Origin of the sequence: Pseudomonas sp. MYb327 (assembly GCF_040438925.1) — a bacterium.
GTDB lineage: Bacteria > Pseudomonadota > Gammaproteobacteria > Pseudomonadales > Pseudomonadaceae > Aquipseudomonas.
Window position 1 is genome coordinate 1,245,401 of record NZ_CP159258.1, and the last position, 19,719, is coordinate 1,265,119.

The window sequence follows — 19,719 nt, forward strand, 5'->3', positions numbered from 1 at the left end:
CGCGCTCCTTAATTCGTGACTCGCGGCTCGCGCGGCATGCCCAGCGCCCGTTCGGCAATCACGTTGCGCTGGATTTCATTGCTGCCGCCGTAAATGGTGTCCGAGCGGGTGAACAAAAACAGCGACTGCAATCGACTGAGCTGGTAGGGCGCGGCGTCGAGAATTTCCCCGGCGTCGCCCAGCACGTCCATGGCCAGTTTGCCCAGATCGCTGTGCCACGTGGACCAGGCCAGTTTGTAAATCATGGCTTCACGGCCCAGATTGCCGTCTTGCGGACCTGAAAGCATACGCAGCGAGTTGTAACGCAACACCTTGAGACCGGCCCAGGCCTGGGCAATGCGCTGGCGCAGCATTGGATCGCGCGCGGCGCCGTTGGAGCGGGCGATGCGGATGATTTCGTCGAGTTCGTTGTGGAACTGCATCTGCTGCCCCAGCGTGGAGACGCCACGCTCAAATCCCAGCAGCGCCATCGCGATCTTCCAGCCATCGCCCGGTTGACCGATCAGGTTGCCGGCATGGGTAGCTGCCTGGTCGAAGAACACCTCATTGAATTCACTGGTGCCGGTCAATTGCTGGATCGGCTGCACGCGAATGCTGTCCTGAGCCATCGGCACCAGGAGGAACGACAAACCGTGATGTCCCTGGCTGCCGGGTTCAGTGCGCGCCAGCACGAAACACCAGTCGGCCTCGTGGGCCAGGGAGGTCCAGACCTTCTGCCCGCTGATCAACCAGTGTTCGCCCGTGGCATCCAGTTTCGCCCGGGTCTGCACGTTGGCCAGGTCCGAACCGGCGCCCGGCTCCGAATAGCCCTGGCACCAGAACTGGCTGCCGTCGAGGATGCCGGGCAACAGGCGTTGCTGTTGGGCCGAAGTGCCGAAGGCGGCGAGTGTCGGGCCGACCAGGCCTTCGCCAATATGGCCCATGCGTCCCGGGCCACCGGCGCGAGCATATTCCTCATGGAAGATCACTTGCTGGCTGATCGAGAGTCCGCGTCCGCCGTGTTCCTTCGACCAGCCAACGCCGATCCAGCCACCGGCGGCAAGCCGGCGTTCCCAGGCTTTACGCTCTTCAGGAAAACAGTGCTCATCCCCCGGACCGCCGCGAAAGCGCAACGGCGCAAACTCGCCGCTCAGGTGCTCGGCCAGCCATTGGGCGACTTCTTTGCGAAACACTTCGTCTGCACCACTGAAACCGATTTTCATGCTTGCTCTCCCAAAAGATGCGCGGCCAGACGCTCGCGATGCAGCGTCGGGCTGCCCAACAGATGCTCGCCGGCGCGGGCACGTTTGAAGTACAGGTGTGGATCGTATTCCCAGGTAAAACCGACGCCGCCATGCAGTTGAATCGATTCGGCCGCACAGTGGAAAAACGCCTCGCTGGCATGGATCTTCGCGGTGGCGGCGGCCTGTTCCAGCTCCTGGATCACGGCGGTATCGCCGCCCGGGTCGAGGCGTTCCTGAGCCACGCACGCTGCGTAGTAGGCGGCTGAGCGGGCGCATTCGACTTGCAGCATCATGTCGGCGCAGCGGTGTTTGATCGCCTGGAAACTGGCAATGGTGCGTTTGAATTGTCGGCGTTCGGCGATGTACGCGAGGGTCAGGTCCAGGGCTTGTTGCGCGCCGCCAGTTTGCTCGGCGGCAAGGCCTATGGCGCCAATCAGCAGCGTGTCGCGCAGCACCGACCAGCCTTGTTCGTGGCTGCACAGTCGCTGTGCCTCGTTGACCTGTACCTGATGCATTTCAATGCGAGCCAGGCGCCGGGTCTGGTCGAGGGTGGCCAGGGGCGCGCGGATCACGCCCGGTGTATCGCCCGGCAAGACGAACAGGCCGATGCCCTGTTCGCCCTGGGTGCCGGGAGCGCGGGCGGCAACGATCAGCAGGTCGGCCGAGGCACCATCAATGACTTGTGCGTACTGGCCCTCAAGGGTCCAGCCTCCCGGACATGGCTTGGCGACGGCTTGCACACTGCAAGCTTGCAGCCCCGGAACACTGGCGAAGGCCAGCGTGGCGCGGGTTTCGCCGGCGGCAATCGCGCTCAGCCAAAGCGCCTGCACGCTCTCGTTGTGCCCCAGTAACAAGGCCGGGGTGGCCAGGCACGCCGTGGCGAACAGCGGCGAACCCAGCAGATAGCGACCGCTTTGTTCCAGCAGGATTGCCAGCTCGACAAACCCCAGGCCCATGCCGCCAAAGCGCTCGGGCACCATTAATGCCGGCCAGTACAGCTCCTGGCCAATCCGCCGCCAGACCTCGGGGTCATGCGCGTCCGGGCGATTCATTGCAGCGCGCACGGCGTGCGAGTCGCTGGCCTGAGCGAGAAAACGCTCGGCGCTGTCGCGAATCATCAGGTGCTCTTCGGTAAAAGCGAACTCCATGGGGGCGGTCTCTGCAAGGCGGATGGATGCGTGAGTCTGGGGCGGCGGCGGCGGTGTTCGAATCACTAAAACGGACTAGGGCATTTCTGCTGTGCGCCAAACCCCTGTGGGAGCGAGCAGGTGCTTAGTCTCAACGGACGATGAAGCGTGCGACGGCGCTTTGCACAATGCCAGCCACGTAAGCCATTCAGCCAACGAGGACCCAGGCATGATCGACATTCGCGGTTTGAGCTATTTCGTCTCGCAGATCGAAAACCTCAGCCATTGGCAGCGTTACGCCGAGGACGTGCTGGGCATGCAGGTTCAGCCAGCGCCGGGCGGTGGCTTGTACGTGAAAATGGACGAGCGTCCGTTTCGCATGCTGATCGTCGAAGGCAGCGAGGCGCGTTATCTGGCGTCCGGTTGGGAGCTGGCCAACGAGCCGGCATTCCAGGCCGCGATTGAGCACTTGAGCGCTGCCGGCATCGAATGGCAGCCGGGCTCTGCCGCCGAGGTTGAGCAGCGTGGTGTACAGGCGCTGATCAAGGTCAGCGACCCGTCGGGCAACTGCCATGAACTGAGCTGGGGCCATCGCTCCGACTGCCTGCCGTTTGTCTCGCCGCAGGGCGTGCCGCGCTTTATCACCGGCGACATGGGCCTTGGCCACACCGTGCTGCCGGCACCAAACTTCGACGCCACGTTGGCATTTGCCAAGGATGTGCTGGGCTTCAAGCTGTCGGACATTTTCAACTTCCGGCCCGACCCGTCGGCGCCGCCAATCCGCATTCACTTCCTGCATTGCCAGAACGTCCGCCACCACAGCCTGGCACTGGCTGAATACCCGGTGCCATCAGGTTGCGTGCACGTCATGGTCGAGGTCGATTCGATGACCGAAGTCGGCCGTGCCCATGACCGTCTGCTCGCCCATGACGTGAGCCTGTCCGCCACCCTCGGCCAGCACCTCAATGACCGCATGACCAGTTTCTACATGAAGACGCCGTCCGGTTTCGATCTGGAGTACGGCTTTGGCGGATTGCAGGTCGACTGGGCCGAGCATTCGGCATTCGAATTCACCCGCGTGAGCATTTGGGGGCACGACTTTTCGGTCGGCCAACGCTAAGGAATGATCAACATGAACAAACAACTGACAGCGGCCGATGCGGTCGCTCAATTGCGCGATGGCATGACCATCGGTTTCGGTGGCTGGGGCCCACGGCGCAAGCCGATGGCCATCGTGCGCGAGATCCTGCGTTCACCGGTCAAGGACCTCACCGTGGTTGCCTATGGCGGCCCCGAAGTGGGCATGCTGTGCGCTGCCGGCAAGGTCAAGAAACTGGTGTTCGGCTTCGCTACCCTCGATGCGATTCCGCTGGAACCCTACTACCGCAAGGCGCGAGAAGCCGGCGAACTGGAACTGATGGAACTGGACGAAGGCATGTTTCAGTGGGGCCTGCGCGCCGCCGGCATGCGCTTGCCGTTCCTGCCAACCCGATGCGGCCTGGCCACTGATGTGACGCGCCTGAATCCGCAACTCAAGACCATCCAGTCGCCCTACGCCGATGGCGAAGTGCTGCTGGCAATGCCGGCGCTCAATCTCGACGTGGCGTTCCTGCATGCCAACGTCGCCGACCGACTGGGCAATTGCCTGGTGACCGGACCGGACCCGTATTTCGATCACCTGTTCGCCCGTGCTGCCCAACAGTGCTTCGTCTCGTGCGAACGCCTTGAAGAGCGTCTGGAACTGAGCGCCGATCAAGCCCGCTTCAATACCTTCGAGCGCTATCTGGTGACCGGCGTGGTGCATGCACCCCTCGGTGCACACCCGACGCTCTGCGCGCCCGACTACGGCTGGGACATGAAGCATCTCAAGGGCTATGTCGCCAGCAGCCAGGCGGAAAACGGCTGGCAAGACTATGTGCAGACCTACGTCGCCGGTGGCGAGCAGGCCTATCAGGCACAGAACGGCGGTGCCGAATCCATGGGCGCCTTGCCCCTTCCCGTGTTCTGAGGATTAGCGACTATGTCTGCAACCTGTGATTTCACCCTCGCTGAACTGATGATCGTCGCCGCCTCCGAGGCCTGGCGCGGTAATGGAGAACTGATCGCCTCGGGCCTGGGCGTGATCCCGCGCCTGGGCGCCAGTCTGGCCAAGTTGACCCACAGCCCGGAACTGCTGATGACCGACAGCGAGGCGTTTCTGGTCGAAGAGCCGATCCCGCTGGGTCCGCGTGGCAACTACGTCCCGCGCTACTCAGGCTACATGTCGTTCGAGCGGGTTTTCGAATGCGTGTGGGGCGGACGCCGTCACGCGATGATCGGCCCCACCCAGATCGACCGCTGGGGCCAGACCAACCTGTCCTGCGTCGGTGATTATCAAAAGCCCAAGACCGCGATCCTTGGCGTGCGCGGCTTGCCCGGCAACAGCATCAACCACCTCAACTCGTTCTTTGTTCCCAGCCATAACACTCGGGTGTTCGTCAGCGGTGAAGTGGACATGGTCTCCGGTGTCGGATTCAAGGCTGAGCGTTGGCCCGAAGGTACGCGCCGCGACTTGATGGACATCCACTGTGTGGTCAGCGACCTGTGCGTCATGGATTTCAATGGCCCGGACCGTGCGGTGCAGGTGCGTTCGCTGCACCCCGGGGTGAGTTTCGAGCAGGTCCAGGAGAACACCGGTTTCCCGTTGCTCAAGTCCGCGCAGTTGCACGAGACCGTGCATCCCACCCCTGAGCAGTTGGCCCTGATTCGCCGACTCGATCCCCACGATTACCGCGCCACCGCGATCAAGGGCAACCCGCCCGGCATCCGTACGGCCTGAGACAAGGAGGCGAGCATGCACAGCAGCGACAGTGAATTCATCGTCCGCCAGGACAACGCCGTCTACGAGACGGACACCCCGGTGCTGTACAGCGTGGCCGAGGGTATCGCCACGCTGACGCTGAACCGGCCGACCTTCAACAACGCGCAAAACTCGCAGATGACCTACGCCCTGGATGCCTGTTTTCGCCAGGCGGTGAACGATGACAGCGTCAAGGTCATTGTCCTGCGGGGCAACGGCAAGCACTTTTCGGCGGGCCACGATATCGGCACCCCCGGGCGCGATATCGACAAGCCGTTCGAGCGTGCGCACCTGTGGTGGGATCACACCAACAAACCCGGTGGCGAACAACTGTATGCGCGCGAGCAGGAGGTGTACCTGGGCATGTGCCGGCGTTGGCGCGAACTGCCCAAGCCGACCATCGCCATGGTCCATGGCGCGTGTATCGCAGGGGGGCTGATGCTGGCTTGGGTCTGCGATCTGATCGTCGCCAGCGACGATGCGTTCTTCCAGGATCCGGTGGTGCGCATGGGCATTCCGGGGGTGGAGTATTTTGCCCATCCCTATGAAATGAACCCGCGCATCGCCAAGGAGTTTCTCTTCACCGGCGACCGCATGAGCGCCAACCGGGCCTGGCAAGTGGGCATGGTCAACCGCCTGGTGTCGCGTGAAGAACTGGAGTCGGCCACCTACGCGCTGGCTGCCGGCATTGCTCGCCAGCCGCGCATGGGCCTGGCACTGACCAAGCAGGCGATCAACCACGTCGAGGACCTGCAAGGCAAGCGTACGGCGATGGATGCCGTGTTCGCCTGGCACCACTTTGCCCATGCCCACAACGAGCTGTTGTCCGGCGACAAACTGGGCGGCTTCGATGCCAAGGGCATGGCCCGGGCCAACAAGCAGGCCGAGGACAAAAGCCAATGAACCGCTGGCTGGATACGCCGCTGACCGAAGCCCTCGGATGCCGTTACCCGATTGTGCAAACCGCCATGGGCTGGGTCGCCGACGCCAACCTGGTGATCGCCACGACCCAGGCCGGGGGCTTCGGTTTCCTGGCCGGGGCAACCATCGCCGCCGATGAATTGGAAGGCGAAATCTGCAAGGTGCTCGACGCTACCGGTGGTAGCAACTTCGGGCTCAATTTCCATATGTTCCAGGACAACGCCGCGCAGTGCGTCGACCTGGCGATCAAGTACCGCTTGCGCGCCGTGAGCTACGGACGCGGCCCGGACAAACAGACCATCGCCCGCTTCAAGGCGGCGAACGTGCTGTGTATTCCCACCGTCGGCGCCTTGAAGCATGCACTGAAGGCAGTTGAGCTGGGCGCCGACCTGATCACCATCCAGGGCGGTGAGGGCGGCGGCCATACCGGCGGCGTGCCCAGTTCGATCCTATTGCCCCAGGTGCTGGCGGCCGTCAAGGTGCCGGTGATCGCAGCCGGGGGATATTCCACTGGCCGTGGTCTCGCCTCAGTGCTGGCTGCCGGTGGAGTCGGCATCGCCATGGGCACGCGGTTTCTCATGACTCGCGATTCGCCGACGCCGGCCGCGACCTTGGAACATTATTTGAAGGTCAGCGATCCGCAGCAGGTTCGCGTGACTACGGCGGTGGATGGCATGCGCCACCGCATGATCGAAAACCGCTTCATCAATCACCTGGAGCAGGCCGGCCCCTTCGGTCGACTGCGCATTGCCCTGGGTAGCGCCTGGCAATGGAAGCAGCAGACTGGCATGAGCCTGGGGCACATGGCCTCGGTCTTTATCCGTGCATTGCGTGAAGACCCGTCGCAGCTGTCGCAAGTGGTGATGGCCGCCAACCAGCCGGTGCTGTTGCAACGCTCGATGGTCGATGGCGCCCCGGACGAGGGCATCTTGTCCAGCGGCCAGGTGGCGGCGGCCATCGGTGAATTGCTCAGTTGTCGTGAAGTCATCGAAGGCATCGCCAGCGAGGCCCAGCAATGCCTCGACGCTCTGCTGACGCGCAGCCAGACCCGCCCCTCGAACCATCCAGCCAGCATTGGAGAACCGCTATGAACCCGGCATTCACCACACAACTCAATCAGGGCATCGCAGAGCTGGTGATCGCCAAACCACCGGTCAACGCCCTCGACAGCCAGGAATGGCATGCACTGGCGCGTCAGATCGAAGCGTTCGGGGCCAATCCCGAGGTGCGGGTGATCGTGATCCGCGCCGAGGGCCGTGGCTTTTGCGCCGGGGTCGACATCAAGGAACTGGACAAGCACCCGGAGCGGATCGTCGAGGTCAATTCAGGTAACTACGCCACCTTCAAGGCCGTGCACCGCAACCCGGTGCCGGTGATTGTCGCGGTGCACGGTTTTGTCCTGGGCGGCGGCATCGGCATCACCGGGGCGGCGGATATCGTCGTCGCCTCCGAATGCGCGACCTTCGCCCTGCCCGAAGTCGACCGCGGCGCCATGGGCGGCGGTGCGCATCTGCAGCGCCTGTTCCCGGTGCAAAAAGTCCGCTACCTGTTTTTTACCGGCGACAGCATCAGTGCCCCGGATGCCCTGCAATACGGCTTCATCGAGCGCATCGTGCCCAAGGACCAACTGCGCGAAACCGCGTTGGGCATCGCGGCGAAAATCGCCGAAAAAAGCCCGGGCATGATCCGCATCGCCAAGGAAGCCTTGAACGGCATCGAAGACGGCAACCTGGAAGACAAGTACCGCTGGGAACAGGGCTTCACCATGCAGGCCTACAGCAGCCCGGATTCCGCGGAAACGCGCCGGGCCTTCGTCGAAAAACGCGACGCCAAGTTCTGAGATATCGCCATGGACCTGACTTATACCCCCAAGCAAAACGCCTTCCGCGCCGAAGTTCGCGCCTGGCTGGCGGCCAATCTGCCAAGCGAGCCCTTTGCCAGTTACGACAGTCGAGAAGGTTTTGAACAGCATCGCGCGTGGGAGGCCAAGCTGTTCGAAAGCCGTTGGTCGATGGTGATGTGGCCGGCCGAACTGGGCGGTCGCGGCAGCGACTTGATCGAGTGGCTGATCTTCGAGGAAGAGTATTACGGCGCCGGGGCACCGATGCGCATCAACCAGAACGGCCAGCTGTTGCTGGGGCCGACCCTGATGGAGTTTGGCACCCAGGAGCAAAAGCAGCGCTTCTTGCCACGCATGGCCGAAAGCCTGGACATGTGGGCACAAGGCTGGTCGGAGCCCAACGCCGGTTCCGACATGGCGGCGATCACCAGCAAGGCGGTACTCGACGGCGACCATTACGTGATTAACGGGCAGAAGACCTGGTCGAGCCGGGCGAACTTCGCCGACTGGCTGTTCGGCCTGTTTCGCAGCGAGCCGGGATCGACTCGTCATCACGGTCTGTCGTTCATCATGGTGCCGCTGAATACGCCGGGGGTGAGCATTCGCCCGATCAAGGCGCTCAATGGCAAGGATGCCTTCGCCGAGGTGTTTTTCGATGACGTTCGGGTCCCCGTGAACAACCTCATCGGTGCCCAAGGGCAGGGCTGGCACGTGGCGATGGCCACCGCCGGCTTCGAGCGTGGTCTGCTGCTGCGTTCACCGGCGCGCTTCCAGTCCACGGCACGCAAACTGGTTGAACTGTACAAGGCCCATCGCGTCAGTGCCGACCGTGACCCTGGCCTGCGCGATGCCGTGCTGGACACCTGGATGTGCGCCGAGGCCTATGCGATGTCGGCTTATTACACCGTAGGACGCTTGAGCCGGGGTGAGCAGATTGGCGCCGAGTCGAGCATCAACAAAATCATCTGGTCGGAGCTCGACTTGAAGATGCACGAGACCGCCATGCGCATTCTCGGCACGCGTGGCGAGCTGGTGGCAAAGGGCGCGGAAGCGGGCGATGCGGCGGGCTGGCTGGAGGGCTTCCTGTTTGCCCAGTCCGGGCCGATCTACGCCGGTACCAACGAAATCCAGCGCAACATCATCGCCGAGCGCATGCTCGGTTTGCCGAAATAAGGAACCGCCATGGACTTCACTTTTAACGATGACCAGTTGGCGTTCCGCGAAGCCATCAGTCGTTTCCTGATGACCGAAGCCGCGCCGGAGATGCTCCGCGAAATCTGGGAGACCGATGTCGGGCGCTCCCGGGACTTGCGCAACAAGATCGCCGGCCAGGGACTGACCGCCTTGTCGGTGCCCGAGGCCGAAGGGGGTTTGGGCATGGACGATGTGACCTGGGCCTTGATGACCCCGGAGCTGGGCTACTACGCCATTCCCGACTCATTGGCCGATACCGCCTATGTTGCCACCGGTTTGCTCGCCGATCTGCCTGCGGAGCATCCGGCCCGCGCCGAGCTGCTGCCACGGATTGCCGACGGCAGCTTGCGGATGGCGATCAGTCATCCGGTCAATCCCTTGGTCAGCGACGCGCAACTGGCCGAAGTGTTGATTCTCACCCACGGCGATGAAATCCATGTGGTGCCGCGCTCCGAGGTCAACGTCGGCAATCACCTGAGTATCGATGCCTCGCGCCGCCTGGGCCAAGTGACCTGGACCCCGTCGGCGGCGACCTGCATAGCCAGTGGCGAGCAGGGCCGCGCCTTGCAGGAGCGCCTGCTCGACCGAGGTGCATTGTCAGTGGCCGGGCAACTGTTGGGGCTGGCGCAGCGCATGCTCGACCTGTCGGTTGACTACGTGGCCCAGCGCAAACAATTCGGCAAGCCGATCGGCAGCTTCCAGGCGGTCAAGCATCACTTGGCTGATGTCGCCCGATACATCGAACAGGCCAAACCGGTGCTGTACCGCGCCGCGCATGCCCTGGCCCGGGGCGACGTCAACGCGGGCGTCCGGGTTTCGCAAGCGCGCCTGGCGGCGAACGAGGCGAGCTGGATCGCTGCCCGCAAAGGCATCCAGGTGCACGGTGCGATGGGGTACACCTGGGAAGTGGATTTGCAGATGTTCATGAAGCGCGCCTGGGCCCTCGATGCGTCCTGGGGCGACCGCGGCTTCCACAAAACCCGTGTCAGCGACTACCTGTTCGCCGACGCCACTGGCCTTGCGCCGGGGCATACTTTCGAGGAATGAGTCATGGCCCAGGCCTACATTGTTGATGCATTGCGTAGCCCCACCGGCAAGCGCAAGGGTTCATTGAGCGAGATCCACGCGATTGACCTGGGCGCCCATGTGCTCAAGGCGCTGGTGGAGCGTAATGTGATCCCGGCTGAAGACTACGACGACGTGATATTCGGTTGCGTCGACACCATCGGTTCTCAGGCCGGCGACATCGCCCGCACCAGTTGGCTGGCCGCCGGGTTGCCGCTGACAGTGCCCGGCACCACGGTTGATCGCCAGTGCGGATCGTCGCAACAGGCGCTGCACTTCGCCGCGCAGGCTGTGATGAGTGGCACCCAGGATGTGGTCGCGGTGGGCGGGGTGCAAACCATGACCCAGATCCCGATTTCCTCGGCGATGCTCGCCGGCCAGCCCCTGGGCTTTACCGACCCGTTCTCGGGCAGCGTTGGCTGGCGCGCGCGTTTTGGCCAGCAACCGGTGAATCAATTTTACGCCGCACAACGGATTGCCGATCACTGGCAGATCAGCCGCGAGCAGATGGAAGCCTTTGCCCTGCAAAGCCACGAACGCGCCCTGGCAGCCATCGCCAGTGGTCGCTTTGCGCGGGAAATCGTCAGTTGCCAGGGCCTGGCGGTGGATGAAACCCCGCGCCACAGCAGCCTGGCGAAGATGGCCGAATTGCAGCCGGTGGACCCGCAGTTCCCGTCTATCACCGCTGCCGTGTCCAGCCAGACTTGCGACGCCTCGGCGGCGTTGCTGGTGGTTTCCGAGGCAGCGCTGAAGCGCTACGACCTGACGCCTCGGGCACGGATTCATCACCTGACGGTGCTGGGTGACGATCCGATCTGGCACCTCACCGCACCGATCGCCGCTACCCGCCGGGCCTTGGCCAAGAGCGGCTTGAGCATGGCTGACATCGACCGCGTCGAGATCAACGAAGCCTTTGCCTCGGTGGTCATGGCCTGGGCCAAGGAGCTGGATTACGACCCGGCGCGCACCAACGTCAACGGCGGTGCGATTGCCCTCGGCCACCCGTTGGGCGCAACCGGCGCCAGGCTGATGACCACGCTGCTCAACGAACTCGAATGCAGCGGTGGTCGCTACGGCCTGCAAACCATGTGTGAAGGCGGCGGCCAGGCCAACGTGACCATCATCGAACGCCTGTGATTTTTCACCGGTCGCCGCTTCCGGCGCGCGGCCACCCAATCTTTCAAGGAGTCAAACATGACGATGTGTGCAGACCGCACTGTGATCATTACCGGTGCCGGCGGCGGCCTCGGTCGCGCCTACGCCCTGGCGTTCGCCGCGCAAGGGGCCAATGTGGTGGTCAACGATATTCGCGCCGAAGCTGCAGAAGATGTGGCGGGCGAGATCCGCGCCAACGGTGGCCAGGCGATTGCCAACAGCGACGACATCACCACCCTGGCCACTGCGCAGCGCATCGTCGATGCAGCATTGGCGGCGTTCGGTGAGGTGCATGTGCTGATCAACAACGCCGGGGTCTTGCGCGACCGCATGTTCATCAGCCTCAGTGAAGAAGACTGGGACATGGTCATGCGCGTCCACCTCAAGGGCCATTACTGCCTGGCCAACATCCTCGGCCGACGCTGGCGCGACCTGGCCAAGGCCGGAACGCCGGTCGACGCGCGGATTATCAACACCAGCTCCGGCGCCGGCCTGCAAGGCTCGGTGGGGCAGTCCAATTATTCGGCGGCCAAGGGCGGCATCGCTTCCCTGACCCTGGTGCAAGCAGCGGAACTGGCCCGCTACGGCGTCACCGCCAACGCGCTGGCACCGGCCGCACGCACCTCGATGACCGAAAGCGCGATGCCCGACATGGTGAAAAAACCCGAGGACGGCAGCTTTGACGGCTGGGCCGCCGAAAACGTCGCGCCGCTGGTGGTGTGGCTGGGGAGCCCGGCGTCCGCCCACGTCAGCGGCCACATCTTCGAAAGCCAGGGCGGACGAATCTCCCTCGGTGACGGCTGGCGCACCGGCGTCACGCGCGACAAAGGCGCGATGTGGCAGGTAGAAGAAATCGGCGCGGCAATCGACGCGATCCTCGCCGAAGCGCCAAAGGCGCAGAAAGTCTGGGGGAGCTGAAGCGCCGACCTGACAACCGCCCCATTTCCCACGGCCGTACCCGATTCACTGTAGGAGCTGGCTTGCCGGCGAAGGCGTCCTCACAGTCGCTCCACCTCCCACGGCCGTACCCGATTCACTGTAGGAGCTGGCTTGCCAGCGAAGGCGTCCTCACAGTCGCTCCACCTCCCACGGCCGTACCCGATTCACTGTAGGAGCTGGCTTGCCAGCGATGGCGTCCTCACAGTCGCTCCACCTCCCACGGCCGTACCCGATTCACTGTAGGAGCTGGCTTGCCAGCGAAGGCGTCCTCACAGTCGCTCCACCTCCCACGGCCGTACCCGATTCACTGTAGGAGCTGGCTTGCCAGCGATGGCGTCCTCACAGTCGCTCCACCTCCCACGGCCGTACTCGATCCACTTTAGGAGCCGTCTTGCTGCAGGCGGCGTTCCGACGATAGCGCCCGAGAAGACCCGTGAGATCTTCAAGGACGTCTTCGCCAGCAAGCCGGCTCCTACGGATTCATACCCCATTTTGACGATGCGCCCGCTCAGCCCCCTGCGTACAACTGCAGCGTATTGATTTCTTCGGAGGTAGACGCTGTGAAACAAGCCCCCCCTTATGTTCCCGGTCATCAATTGCTGGCCGGCAAGTCGGTGTTGATTACCGCTGCCGCCGGTGCCGGTATCGGTTATTCGGCGGCCCGCCGCAGTGCCGAGGAAGGCTGTCGAGCGTTGATGATTTCCGACGTGCATGCGCGACGTCTGGAAGATGCCGTGGAGCGTCTCAAGGCCGAGACCGGTTTGCAGGCGATTTATGGTCAGCTCTGCAATGTCACTCAGGAAGAAGAAGTCCAGGCCCTGGTGGCTGCCGCCGAAGAGGTGCTGGGCGGGGTCGATGTGCTGATCAACAACGCCGGCCTGGGTGGCCAGAAACGCGTGGTGGAGATGAGCGACGAAGAATGGTTGCGCGTGCTGGATGTGACCTTGACCGGCACCTTCCGCATGACCCGGGCGATGTTGCCGCACATGCAGCGCCGTGGCGCCGGGGCCATCGTCAACAACGCCTCGGTGCTCGGTTGGCGGGCACAGAAGGAACAGGCCCATTACGCCGCCGCCAAGGCCGGGGTGATGGCGCTGACCCGCTGCAGCGCCTTGGAAGCCGCCGAGTTCGGCGTGCGCATCAATGCGGTTTCGCCCTCGATTGCATTGCACGACTTCCTCAAAAAAGCCTCCAGCGAAGAGCTGCTCGCCAGCCTCGCCGGACGCGAGGCGTTCGGTCGTGCCGCCGAAGTCTGGGAAGTGGCCAACGTGATGATGTTCCTGGCCAGTGACTATGCCTCCTACATGGTCGGCGAAGTGCTGTCCGTCAGTTCCCAGCAAGCGTGAGGAGTGAATCATGAGTCACGTTTTCAGCACGGCCCAGGCACTGCTTGCGGCAGAGGGTCTGTACCTGGGGCGCACCGAATGGCTGACCATCGACCAGCAGCGCATCGACCTGTTCGCCGAAGCCACCAGTGATCACCAGTGGATTCATGTCGACCCGGTGCGCGCCGCCAGCGGTCCGTTCGGTGCCTGCATTGCCCACGGCTACCTGACCCAATCCCTGGCCAACCTGTTCATGCCTCAGTTGATGACCATCGAAAATATGGCCATGGGTGTCAACTACGGCAGCGACCGGGTGCGCTTCCCGGCGCCGGTCAAGGTCGACTCGCGGGTGCGTGGCAGCGGCCAGATCATCCGGGCCGAAACCCTGGGCGACGCCGTGCAACTGGTTGTACGCATGACCATGGAAGTCGAGGGCCAGGCGCGACCGGGCTGCGTGATCGACACCATCAGCCGCTACACCTTCAACCCCATTTCCGAGTGAGTTCCCCATGGACCTGAATGAAGTCGTCATCGTCGCCACCGCCCGTACCGCGCTGGCCAAGTCGTTTCGCGGATCGTTCAACGATACCGAGGCCCCGGTGCTGGGCGGCCATGTGGTGCGCGCGGTGGTCGAGCGCGCCGGCATCGAGCCAGCTGACGTCGAGGATGTGATCATGGGCGCGGCCGTGCAGCAAGGCACCCAGGCCTACAACATCGGTCGACTCTGCGCCTACACCGGCGGCTTGCCGGACAGCGTACCGGGCATGGCCCTGGACCGGATGTGCGCCTCGGGCCTGATGAGTATCGGCGTGGCGGCCAAGGGCATCATGACCGGCGAGATGACCATCGCCATTGGCGGCGGCGTGGAGTCTCTGTCACTGACCCAGACCAAACACAAGAACAGCTTCCGCGCCCAGTCCGAAGCTGTGTTGCAGGTAATGCCCAGCGCCTACATCCCGATGATCGAAACCGCCGAGATCGTCTCGCGCCGCTATGGCATCAGTCGCGCCGCCCAGGATGAGTATTCGCTGCAAAGTCAGCTGCGCACCGCTGCCGCGCAGCGCGACGGCCTGTTCGACGAGGAAATCGTCGGCCTGAGCGTGGATAAATTGCTGTTCGCCGCGGATGGCCAGCCCAATGGCCATGAACGCGTGCAGGTCCTGCGCGACGAGTGCAACCGACCCAATACGCGCCTGGAAGACCTGGCTGGATTGAAACCGGTGTGGAAGGACGGCAAGTGGATCGAGCAGGGTGAATTCGTCACCGCCGGCAACGCTTCGCAGTTCTCCGACGGTGCCGCAGCCAGCCTGCTGATGAGTCGTGCCGAGGCCAAGCGTCGCGGGTTGACGCCATTGGGCATCTATCGCGGCATCGCCGTGGGCGGGTGCGCGCCGGAGGAAATGGGTATCGGCCCGGTGATCGCCATTCCCAAGCTGCTCAAGCGCTTTGGCCTTGGGATCGCGGATATCGGTTTGTGGGAGATCAACGAGGCTTTTGCCAGCCAGGTGTTGCATTGCCGCGATGCGCTGCAGATCCCGGCCGAGCGCCTGAACGTCAATGGCGGGGCGATTGCCATTGGGCACCCCTTTGGTATGTCCGGCGCGCGAATGGTCGGCCACGCCTTGCTCGAAGGTCGCCGGCGCGGTGTGCGCTATGTGGTGATTGCCATGTGCATCGGCGGCGGCATGGGCGCTGCCGGCCTGTTCGAGCTGCCGTGAGGCGAGCGGGGCGCCGCCGCTGATTCGATTCAATCCATGGGGGCCCGCAGGACGGGCCCGCTGCTGGGGAATGGTTATGCAAAGTTGTATGCCCAATGCACAGGTCCTGGCGCAAATGGGCCTGGAGCTGGCCGAGTACGAAAGGATCATTGGCAACATCTACGAAGCGGCGATGAACACCCGCTGCCTGAGCGACTCATTGCGCGAGATACGCGCGTTGTTCAAGGCCAATTTCGTGACCTTGATCCTGCGAGTCCAGGATGAGCCGCTGCTGTCACCGATGGTGGTCGCCGGTGATATCGAACTGGGGCAGGGCGGGATCAACCATTACGCCTACTACGCCAAATCCACCCTGTTCGACGGCTTGCCCACCGATACCGTGTTCACCATCGACGAACTGATGAGTGATGCCGAATGGGCCAGTTCGGCGTTTTACCTGCTGTACTGCCAACCCTACGATTGCTACCACATGCTCGGCGCCGATATCCGCATGCCGGATGGCGGCACGGTGCGTTTTCGGATCAATCGGCCCAAGGGGCAGCCAGGTTTCAGTGACACCGAACGGGCCATGTGCGCCATGTTGTTGCCGCACCTGCGGCGGACCTTGCATATGTATTCGCGGCTCGACCGCAGCGAGTCCCTCGGCAGTCTGTATTCGCAGACGATCAGCCGCCTCGCGGTGGCGACCATCGTCCTCGATGAAAACGGCAGCGTGGTGCAACTCAACCCCGTGGCCCGGGACATTCTCGACAGTCAGGACGGCCTCAAGGTAGTAGGCGGCCGGCTGGAAGCAACTTATCCCAGTGACAATCGCGAGTTGACGCGCCTGGTACGCAACGCCTTCCAGCGTGCCAGGCAGGGCGCCGCCAAGGGCGTGCAGATGGCCGAGGCGACGTCGATTTCCCGTCCTTCCGGGCAGGTCAGCCTGGGGGTTGTGGTGGAGTTGATTCCGTCCCGGGATCTGCTTGAAGGCAACGGCAAACCGACGGTGGTGGTGTACGTGCGCGATGCGGTGAGCAAGTCGCTGGTGAGCACGGTGCTGACGTCGCAACTGTACAACCTGACCCCGGCGGAAACCGCGCTGGCCCTGGAACTGGCCAACGGCCTGTCGCTGGAGGAAGCTTCGGAACTGCTCAATATCCGGCGCAATACCGCGCGTGCGCACCTGCGTTCGATTTTTTCCAAGACCGGCGTACGGCGCCAGACCGAGCTGGTGCGGATCATGCTCAACAGCGTGGTGGCGCTGGGTGCGCCGCAGCCAGCGGGGGCCCGGTTGTGAGGCGTGGCGGCGGTAATATGCGTTAGTCCGTGCGGACGATGCTGTCGGGTTCCTGGCCTGTCGATACTGGGCAACCGTTGTCGAATCCAAGGAGAATAAAAATGACCGGCAGTAATCAGGCCCATGGCTGGGCGTTGACGTTGTTGTTGGGATGCTGTGCCGTCGGCACGGTGAATGCCGCACCGGAGGACATCCCGCGTCTGGGCAACGACCTGACGTGCCTGGGCGCGGAAAAGGCCGGCAATGCCGACGGCAGCATTCCAGCTTTCAGCGGCAAGTGGCTGGGCGTGCCGCCCCACGTTGACTTCAAGGGCACAGGCAACCATCCGGTGGATCCTTACCCGGAAGAAAAGCCGCTGTTTGTGATCACCGCGCAGAACATCGCGCAATACAGCGCCTACCTGTCCGATGGCCAGAAAGCCCTGTTCAAACTGTACCCGGGCACCTACAAAATGCCCGTCTACCCTTCGCACCGGGATTTCCGTTACAACGACGCGGTCTGCCAGGCCACTCGCGAGAACGCCAGCGTGGCGCGTCTGGTGGATGAGGGCGAAGGGGTGGTCGGCAAGACCGGCGGCACACCCTTCCCGGTTCCGCGCAGCGGCCTGGAACTGTTGAAGAATGCCTCGACGTTTACCCTGCGCGCCTGGACCGAGGAATATGTCTCGGATAACGCCTATGTGCTCAAGGACGGCAACATCAACTGGGGCCGCGTCCATTCGCGCAACCTGGCACCGTCACTGGAGCCGGGCAAGATTGGCGAAACCAGTGGCAACTCGGCGTTCTATCTCAACGAAACCCTGCTGCCGCAACGGGACAAGGGCGAGATCAATACCGGCACCGAGTTCTGGAACGACAAGACCGAACCACGCCAGGCCTGGCGTTACGATCCGGGCACCCGTCGCGTGCGCCAGTCGCCGGGCTATGGTTTCGACATGTCGTTCCCCGGCAGCGGTGGCTCGATCACCGTCGACGAAGTGCGCCTGTTCAACGGCTCCGGCCAGCGCTATGACTGGAAGATCGTCGGCAAGCGCGAGATGTACATTCCCTACAACACCTACCGCCTGCATGCGGGCAATCTCAAGTACGCCGACCTGCTGACGCCCGGCCATATCAACCCCGAGGCCATGCGCTATGAGCGCCATCGCGTCTGGGAATTGGAAGGCACCCTCAAACCGGGCTATCGCCACCTGTATGGCAAACGCAAATTGTATGTCGACGAAGACACCTGGTTCCCGATGCTCGCCGACAACTATGACAACCGTGGCGAGCTGTGGCGTACCTCGATGGTCAACTACTTCTACGCCTATGAAAGCCAGCGTCAGCAGGCGGGCGTGGGCCTGTACTACGACCTAAATGCCGGCAGCTACCTGGCGTTCAACCTGATCAACGAGCAGCGCAACGGCTATCTGTTGAACAAACCCGGCTTCAGCCCCCGGGACTTCGGCCCCGAGGCCGCCCGGCGCTTCGGCCAGTAAGCGGGAGGCGCTGCGCCCGTTGTGCGATGGGCGCCGATTGAGAGTGGCTCGCATCTGATCTAGTCCAACTGAAGGATGTTCTCGTGCTGCGACTCCTCAATGATGTTCGCCATGGGATCACCCTGTATTTCTTGGGGGCATTGCCTGCCCCGAAGTCTGCATTCGAGGAACAATAACAATGACCAAACTCGCTGAAATCAACATCGAGAACGCCCAGCGTACCCATCGTTACGCGCGCGGCTGGCACTGCCTGGGCAATGCCAGCGATTACCGTGATGGCAAGCCCCATACCCTGGAAGTCTTCGGCACCCGCCTGGTGGCCTTTGCCGACAGCCAGGGCAACATTAGCATTCTGGATGCCTATTGCCCGCACATGGGTGCCGACCTGTCCCAGGGCACCATCGAGAACGACAAACTGGTGTGCCCGTTTCACCACTGGAAGTACGACACCGGCGGCAAGTGCGTGGAGATCCCATACTGCAAGCGCATTCCACCCAAGGCCAAGACCCGCAGCTGGCTGACCTGCGAAGAAAACAACCTGCTGTTCGTCTGGAACAACCCCGAAGGCCGTCCGCCAAAAGACGGCGTGGTCATTCCGCATCTTCCGGAGATGGACGATCCGGACTGGGTTCATGACTGGAACATCGACACCATGCACATCGAAACCAACCCGCGGGAGTTGGTCGATAATCTGGTGGATGCCCAGCACTTCGGGCCAGTGCACGGCACGCCGACCAAGTATTTCGCCAACGTCTTCGAAGGCCATATCGGCCATCAGATTTTCCATGGTGACTCCGAGCGCCTGGGCGGCGACCTGATCGCGCCATCGGCCTACTACGGGCCAGCCACTCACTTCACGCAGATCAGCTCGATGTTCGGCGACGTGCGCATCCACGCCATTTTGCTCAATAGCCACGTGCCGGTGACGCCGAACAGCTTCGACCTGCGCTTTGGTTGCATGGTCAAGCGCGTACCCGGCTGGACCGAAGAACAGAACCAGGAAGTGGCACGGGCCTACGTCCAGGGCAACCGCGATTCGTTCTATCAGGACGTGGTGATCTGGAAGCACAAGATCCGTATCGACAAGCCGGTACTGGCAGAAACCGACGGCCCGGTGTACCAGCTGCGCGAGTGGTACGAGCAGTTCTTCACCAATGAGGACGACGTGCCTGCGTTCATGGCCGAACGTCGTGAGTTCATTACCGTCGACGAACGTTGATAGAGCAGGGCGCCTTCGAACGATCGGCACCGGTCACTCGAAGGCGCCGTTCGCAAGGGCACTGCCACCCTTGATGTCATGGCAGCAACCAGGTCCGATTCAAAGGTCATGAGAGCACTGATAATGAAAATAAAAAGTCTTCTTGCCTATTACGTCCCCCTGCTGATCCTGTGTTTGCTGGTGTTGATCGTGCAGATCTCGGTGCCGCCAGAGTCGGCCAGCACCAAGGCCTGCAAGCGTTATGCGAGCTGTGTCGCGATGAGTTCGGGGGTGCCCAACTGGCTTAACTTGCGTTAGGTGGCTGCTCGTTTTGATCATTAAGTTGTAAGTTTCGGTCATTGAGCGAGCGCTACAGTGCTCATAATCTGTAACACATGACAGAGGGGCGCCAAAGAGC

19 protein-coding genes are annotated in these 19,719 nt (G+C 62.8%); 17 read left to right on the top strand and 2 right to left on the bottom strand.

Annotated elements, in window-relative coordinates; all coding sequences use genetic code 11:
• Positions 1-8: 8 nt before the first annotated feature.
• Both ABVN21_RS05560 and ABVN21_RS05565 read right to left on the bottom strand, forming a co-directional pair.
• Positions 9-1,202, bottom strand: a complete 1,194-nt coding sequence (locus tag ABVN21_RS05560) for an acyl-CoA dehydrogenase family protein (RefSeq protein WP_339553011.1) — start codon at positions 1,200-1,202, stop codon at positions 9-11.
• Positions 1,199-2,371 carry an acyl-CoA dehydrogenase family protein gene (locus ABVN21_RS05565; RefSeq protein ID WP_339553012.1) on the bottom strand — a complete coding sequence of 391 codons (1,173 nt, stop codon included), beginning with the start codon at positions 2,369-2,371 and terminating at the stop codon, positions 1,199-1,201. Before ABVN21_RS05565 ends, ABVN21_RS05560 begins: the two co-directional genes overlap by 4 nt.
• A 208-nt stretch (positions 2,372-2,579) precedes the next feature.
• Here ABVN21_RS05565 and ABVN21_RS05570 point away from each other — a divergent pair, with 208 nt between their 5' ends.
• The 17 genes from ABVN21_RS05570 (at position 2,580) to ABVN21_RS05650 (ending at position 19,619) form a co-directional block, all read left to right on the top strand.
• Positions 2,580-3,470, top strand: coding sequence for a VOC family protein (locus ABVN21_RS05570; protein WP_339553013.1), 891 nt, complete (start codon positions 2,580-2,582; stop codon positions 3,468-3,470).
• A 12-nt stretch (positions 3,471-3,482) separates the two neighbouring features.
• Complete coding sequence (locus tag ABVN21_RS05575) at positions 3,483-4,358, top strand: CoA-transferase (RefSeq protein WP_339553014.1); 876 nt, start codon at positions 3,483-3,485, stop codon at positions 4,356-4,358.
• Positions 4,359-4,370: 12 nt separating this feature from the next.
• Complete coding sequence (locus ABVN21_RS05580) at positions 4,371-5,168, top strand: ketoacid CoA transferase (RefSeq protein ID WP_339553015.1); 798 nt, start codon at positions 4,371-4,373, stop codon at positions 5,166-5,168.
• Between the two features lie 15 nt (positions 5,169-5,183).
• Positions 5,184-6,092: an enoyl-CoA hydratase gene (locus ABVN21_RS05585; RefSeq protein WP_339553016.1), complete on the top strand. Its 909-nt coding sequence runs from the start codon at positions 5,184-5,186 to the stop codon at positions 6,090-6,092.
• Positions 6,089-7,201, top strand: coding sequence for a nitronate monooxygenase (locus ABVN21_RS05590; RefSeq protein WP_339553017.1), 1,113 nt, complete (start codon positions 6,089-6,091; stop codon positions 7,199-7,201). Before ABVN21_RS05585 ends, ABVN21_RS05590 begins: the two co-directional genes overlap by 4 nt.
• Positions 7,198-7,950: an enoyl-CoA hydratase family protein gene (locus ABVN21_RS05595; RefSeq protein WP_339553018.1), complete on the top strand. Its 753-nt coding sequence runs from the start codon at positions 7,198-7,200 to the stop codon at positions 7,948-7,950. Before ABVN21_RS05590 ends, ABVN21_RS05595 begins: the two co-directional genes overlap by 4 nt.
• A gap of 9 nt (positions 7,951-7,959) precedes the next feature.
• A complete protein-coding gene (locus ABVN21_RS05600) occupies positions 7,960-9,123 on the top strand; it encodes an acyl-CoA dehydrogenase family protein (RefSeq protein ID WP_339553019.1) in 1,164 nt (387 codons plus the stop codon).
• 9 nt (positions 9,124-9,132) lie between these two features.
• Positions 9,133-10,191 (top strand): acyl-CoA dehydrogenase family protein, encoded by a 1,059-nt coding sequence (locus ABVN21_RS05605; protein WP_339553020.1) that lies wholly within the window; start codon positions 9,133-9,135, stop codon positions 10,189-10,191.
• 3 nt (positions 10,192-10,194) lie between these two features.
• The gene (locus ABVN21_RS05610; RefSeq protein WP_339553021.1) at positions 10,195-11,346 is read left to right on the top strand and encodes an acetyl-CoA C-acetyltransferase; all 1,152 of its coding nucleotides are present in this window, start codon (positions 10,195-10,197) and stop codon (positions 11,344-11,346) included.
• A gap of 57 nt (positions 11,347-11,403) precedes the next feature.
• Positions 11,404-12,282, top strand: coding sequence for an SDR family oxidoreductase (locus tag ABVN21_RS05615; protein WP_339553022.1), 879 nt, complete (start codon positions 11,404-11,406; stop codon positions 12,280-12,282).
• 581 nt (positions 12,283-12,863) lie between these two features.
• Complete coding sequence (locus ABVN21_RS05620) at positions 12,864-13,649, top strand: SDR family oxidoreductase (protein ID WP_339553023.1); 786 nt, start codon at positions 12,864-12,866, stop codon at positions 13,647-13,649.
• Positions 13,650-13,659: 10 nt separating this feature from the next.
• Positions 13,660-14,130, top strand: coding sequence for a MaoC family dehydratase (locus tag ABVN21_RS05625; protein WP_339553024.1), 471 nt, complete (start codon positions 13,660-13,662; stop codon positions 14,128-14,130).
• Between the two features lie 7 nt (positions 14,131-14,137).
• Positions 14,138-15,346 carry an acetyl-CoA C-acyltransferase gene (locus ABVN21_RS05630; protein ID WP_339553025.1) on the top strand — a complete coding sequence of 403 codons (1,209 nt, stop codon included), beginning with the start codon at positions 14,138-14,140 and terminating at the stop codon, positions 15,344-15,346.
• Between the two features lie 76 nt (positions 15,347-15,422).
• A complete protein-coding gene (locus tag ABVN21_RS05635; protein ID WP_339553026.1) occupies positions 15,423-16,625 on the top strand; it encodes a helix-turn-helix transcriptional regulator in 1,203 nt (400 codons plus the stop codon).
• 101 nt (positions 16,626-16,726) lie between these two features.
• The gene (locus tag ABVN21_RS05640) at positions 16,727-18,103 is read left to right on the top strand and encodes a DUF1329 domain-containing protein (RefSeq protein WP_339553027.1); all 1,377 of its coding nucleotides are present in this window, start codon (positions 16,727-16,729) and stop codon (positions 18,101-18,103) included.
• A gap of 178 nt (positions 18,104-18,281) precedes the next feature.
• Positions 18,282-19,322 carry a Rieske 2Fe-2S domain-containing protein gene (locus tag ABVN21_RS05645; protein ID WP_339553028.1) on the top strand — a complete coding sequence of 347 codons (1,041 nt, stop codon included), beginning with the start codon at positions 18,282-18,284 and terminating at the stop codon, positions 19,320-19,322.
• Between the two features lie 123 nt (positions 19,323-19,445).
• On the top strand, positions 19,446-19,619 hold the full coding sequence (locus tag ABVN21_RS05650) for a hypothetical protein (protein WP_339553029.1): 174 nt from the start codon (positions 19,446-19,448) through the stop codon (positions 19,617-19,619).
• Positions 19,620-19,719 lie beyond the last annotated feature (100 nt).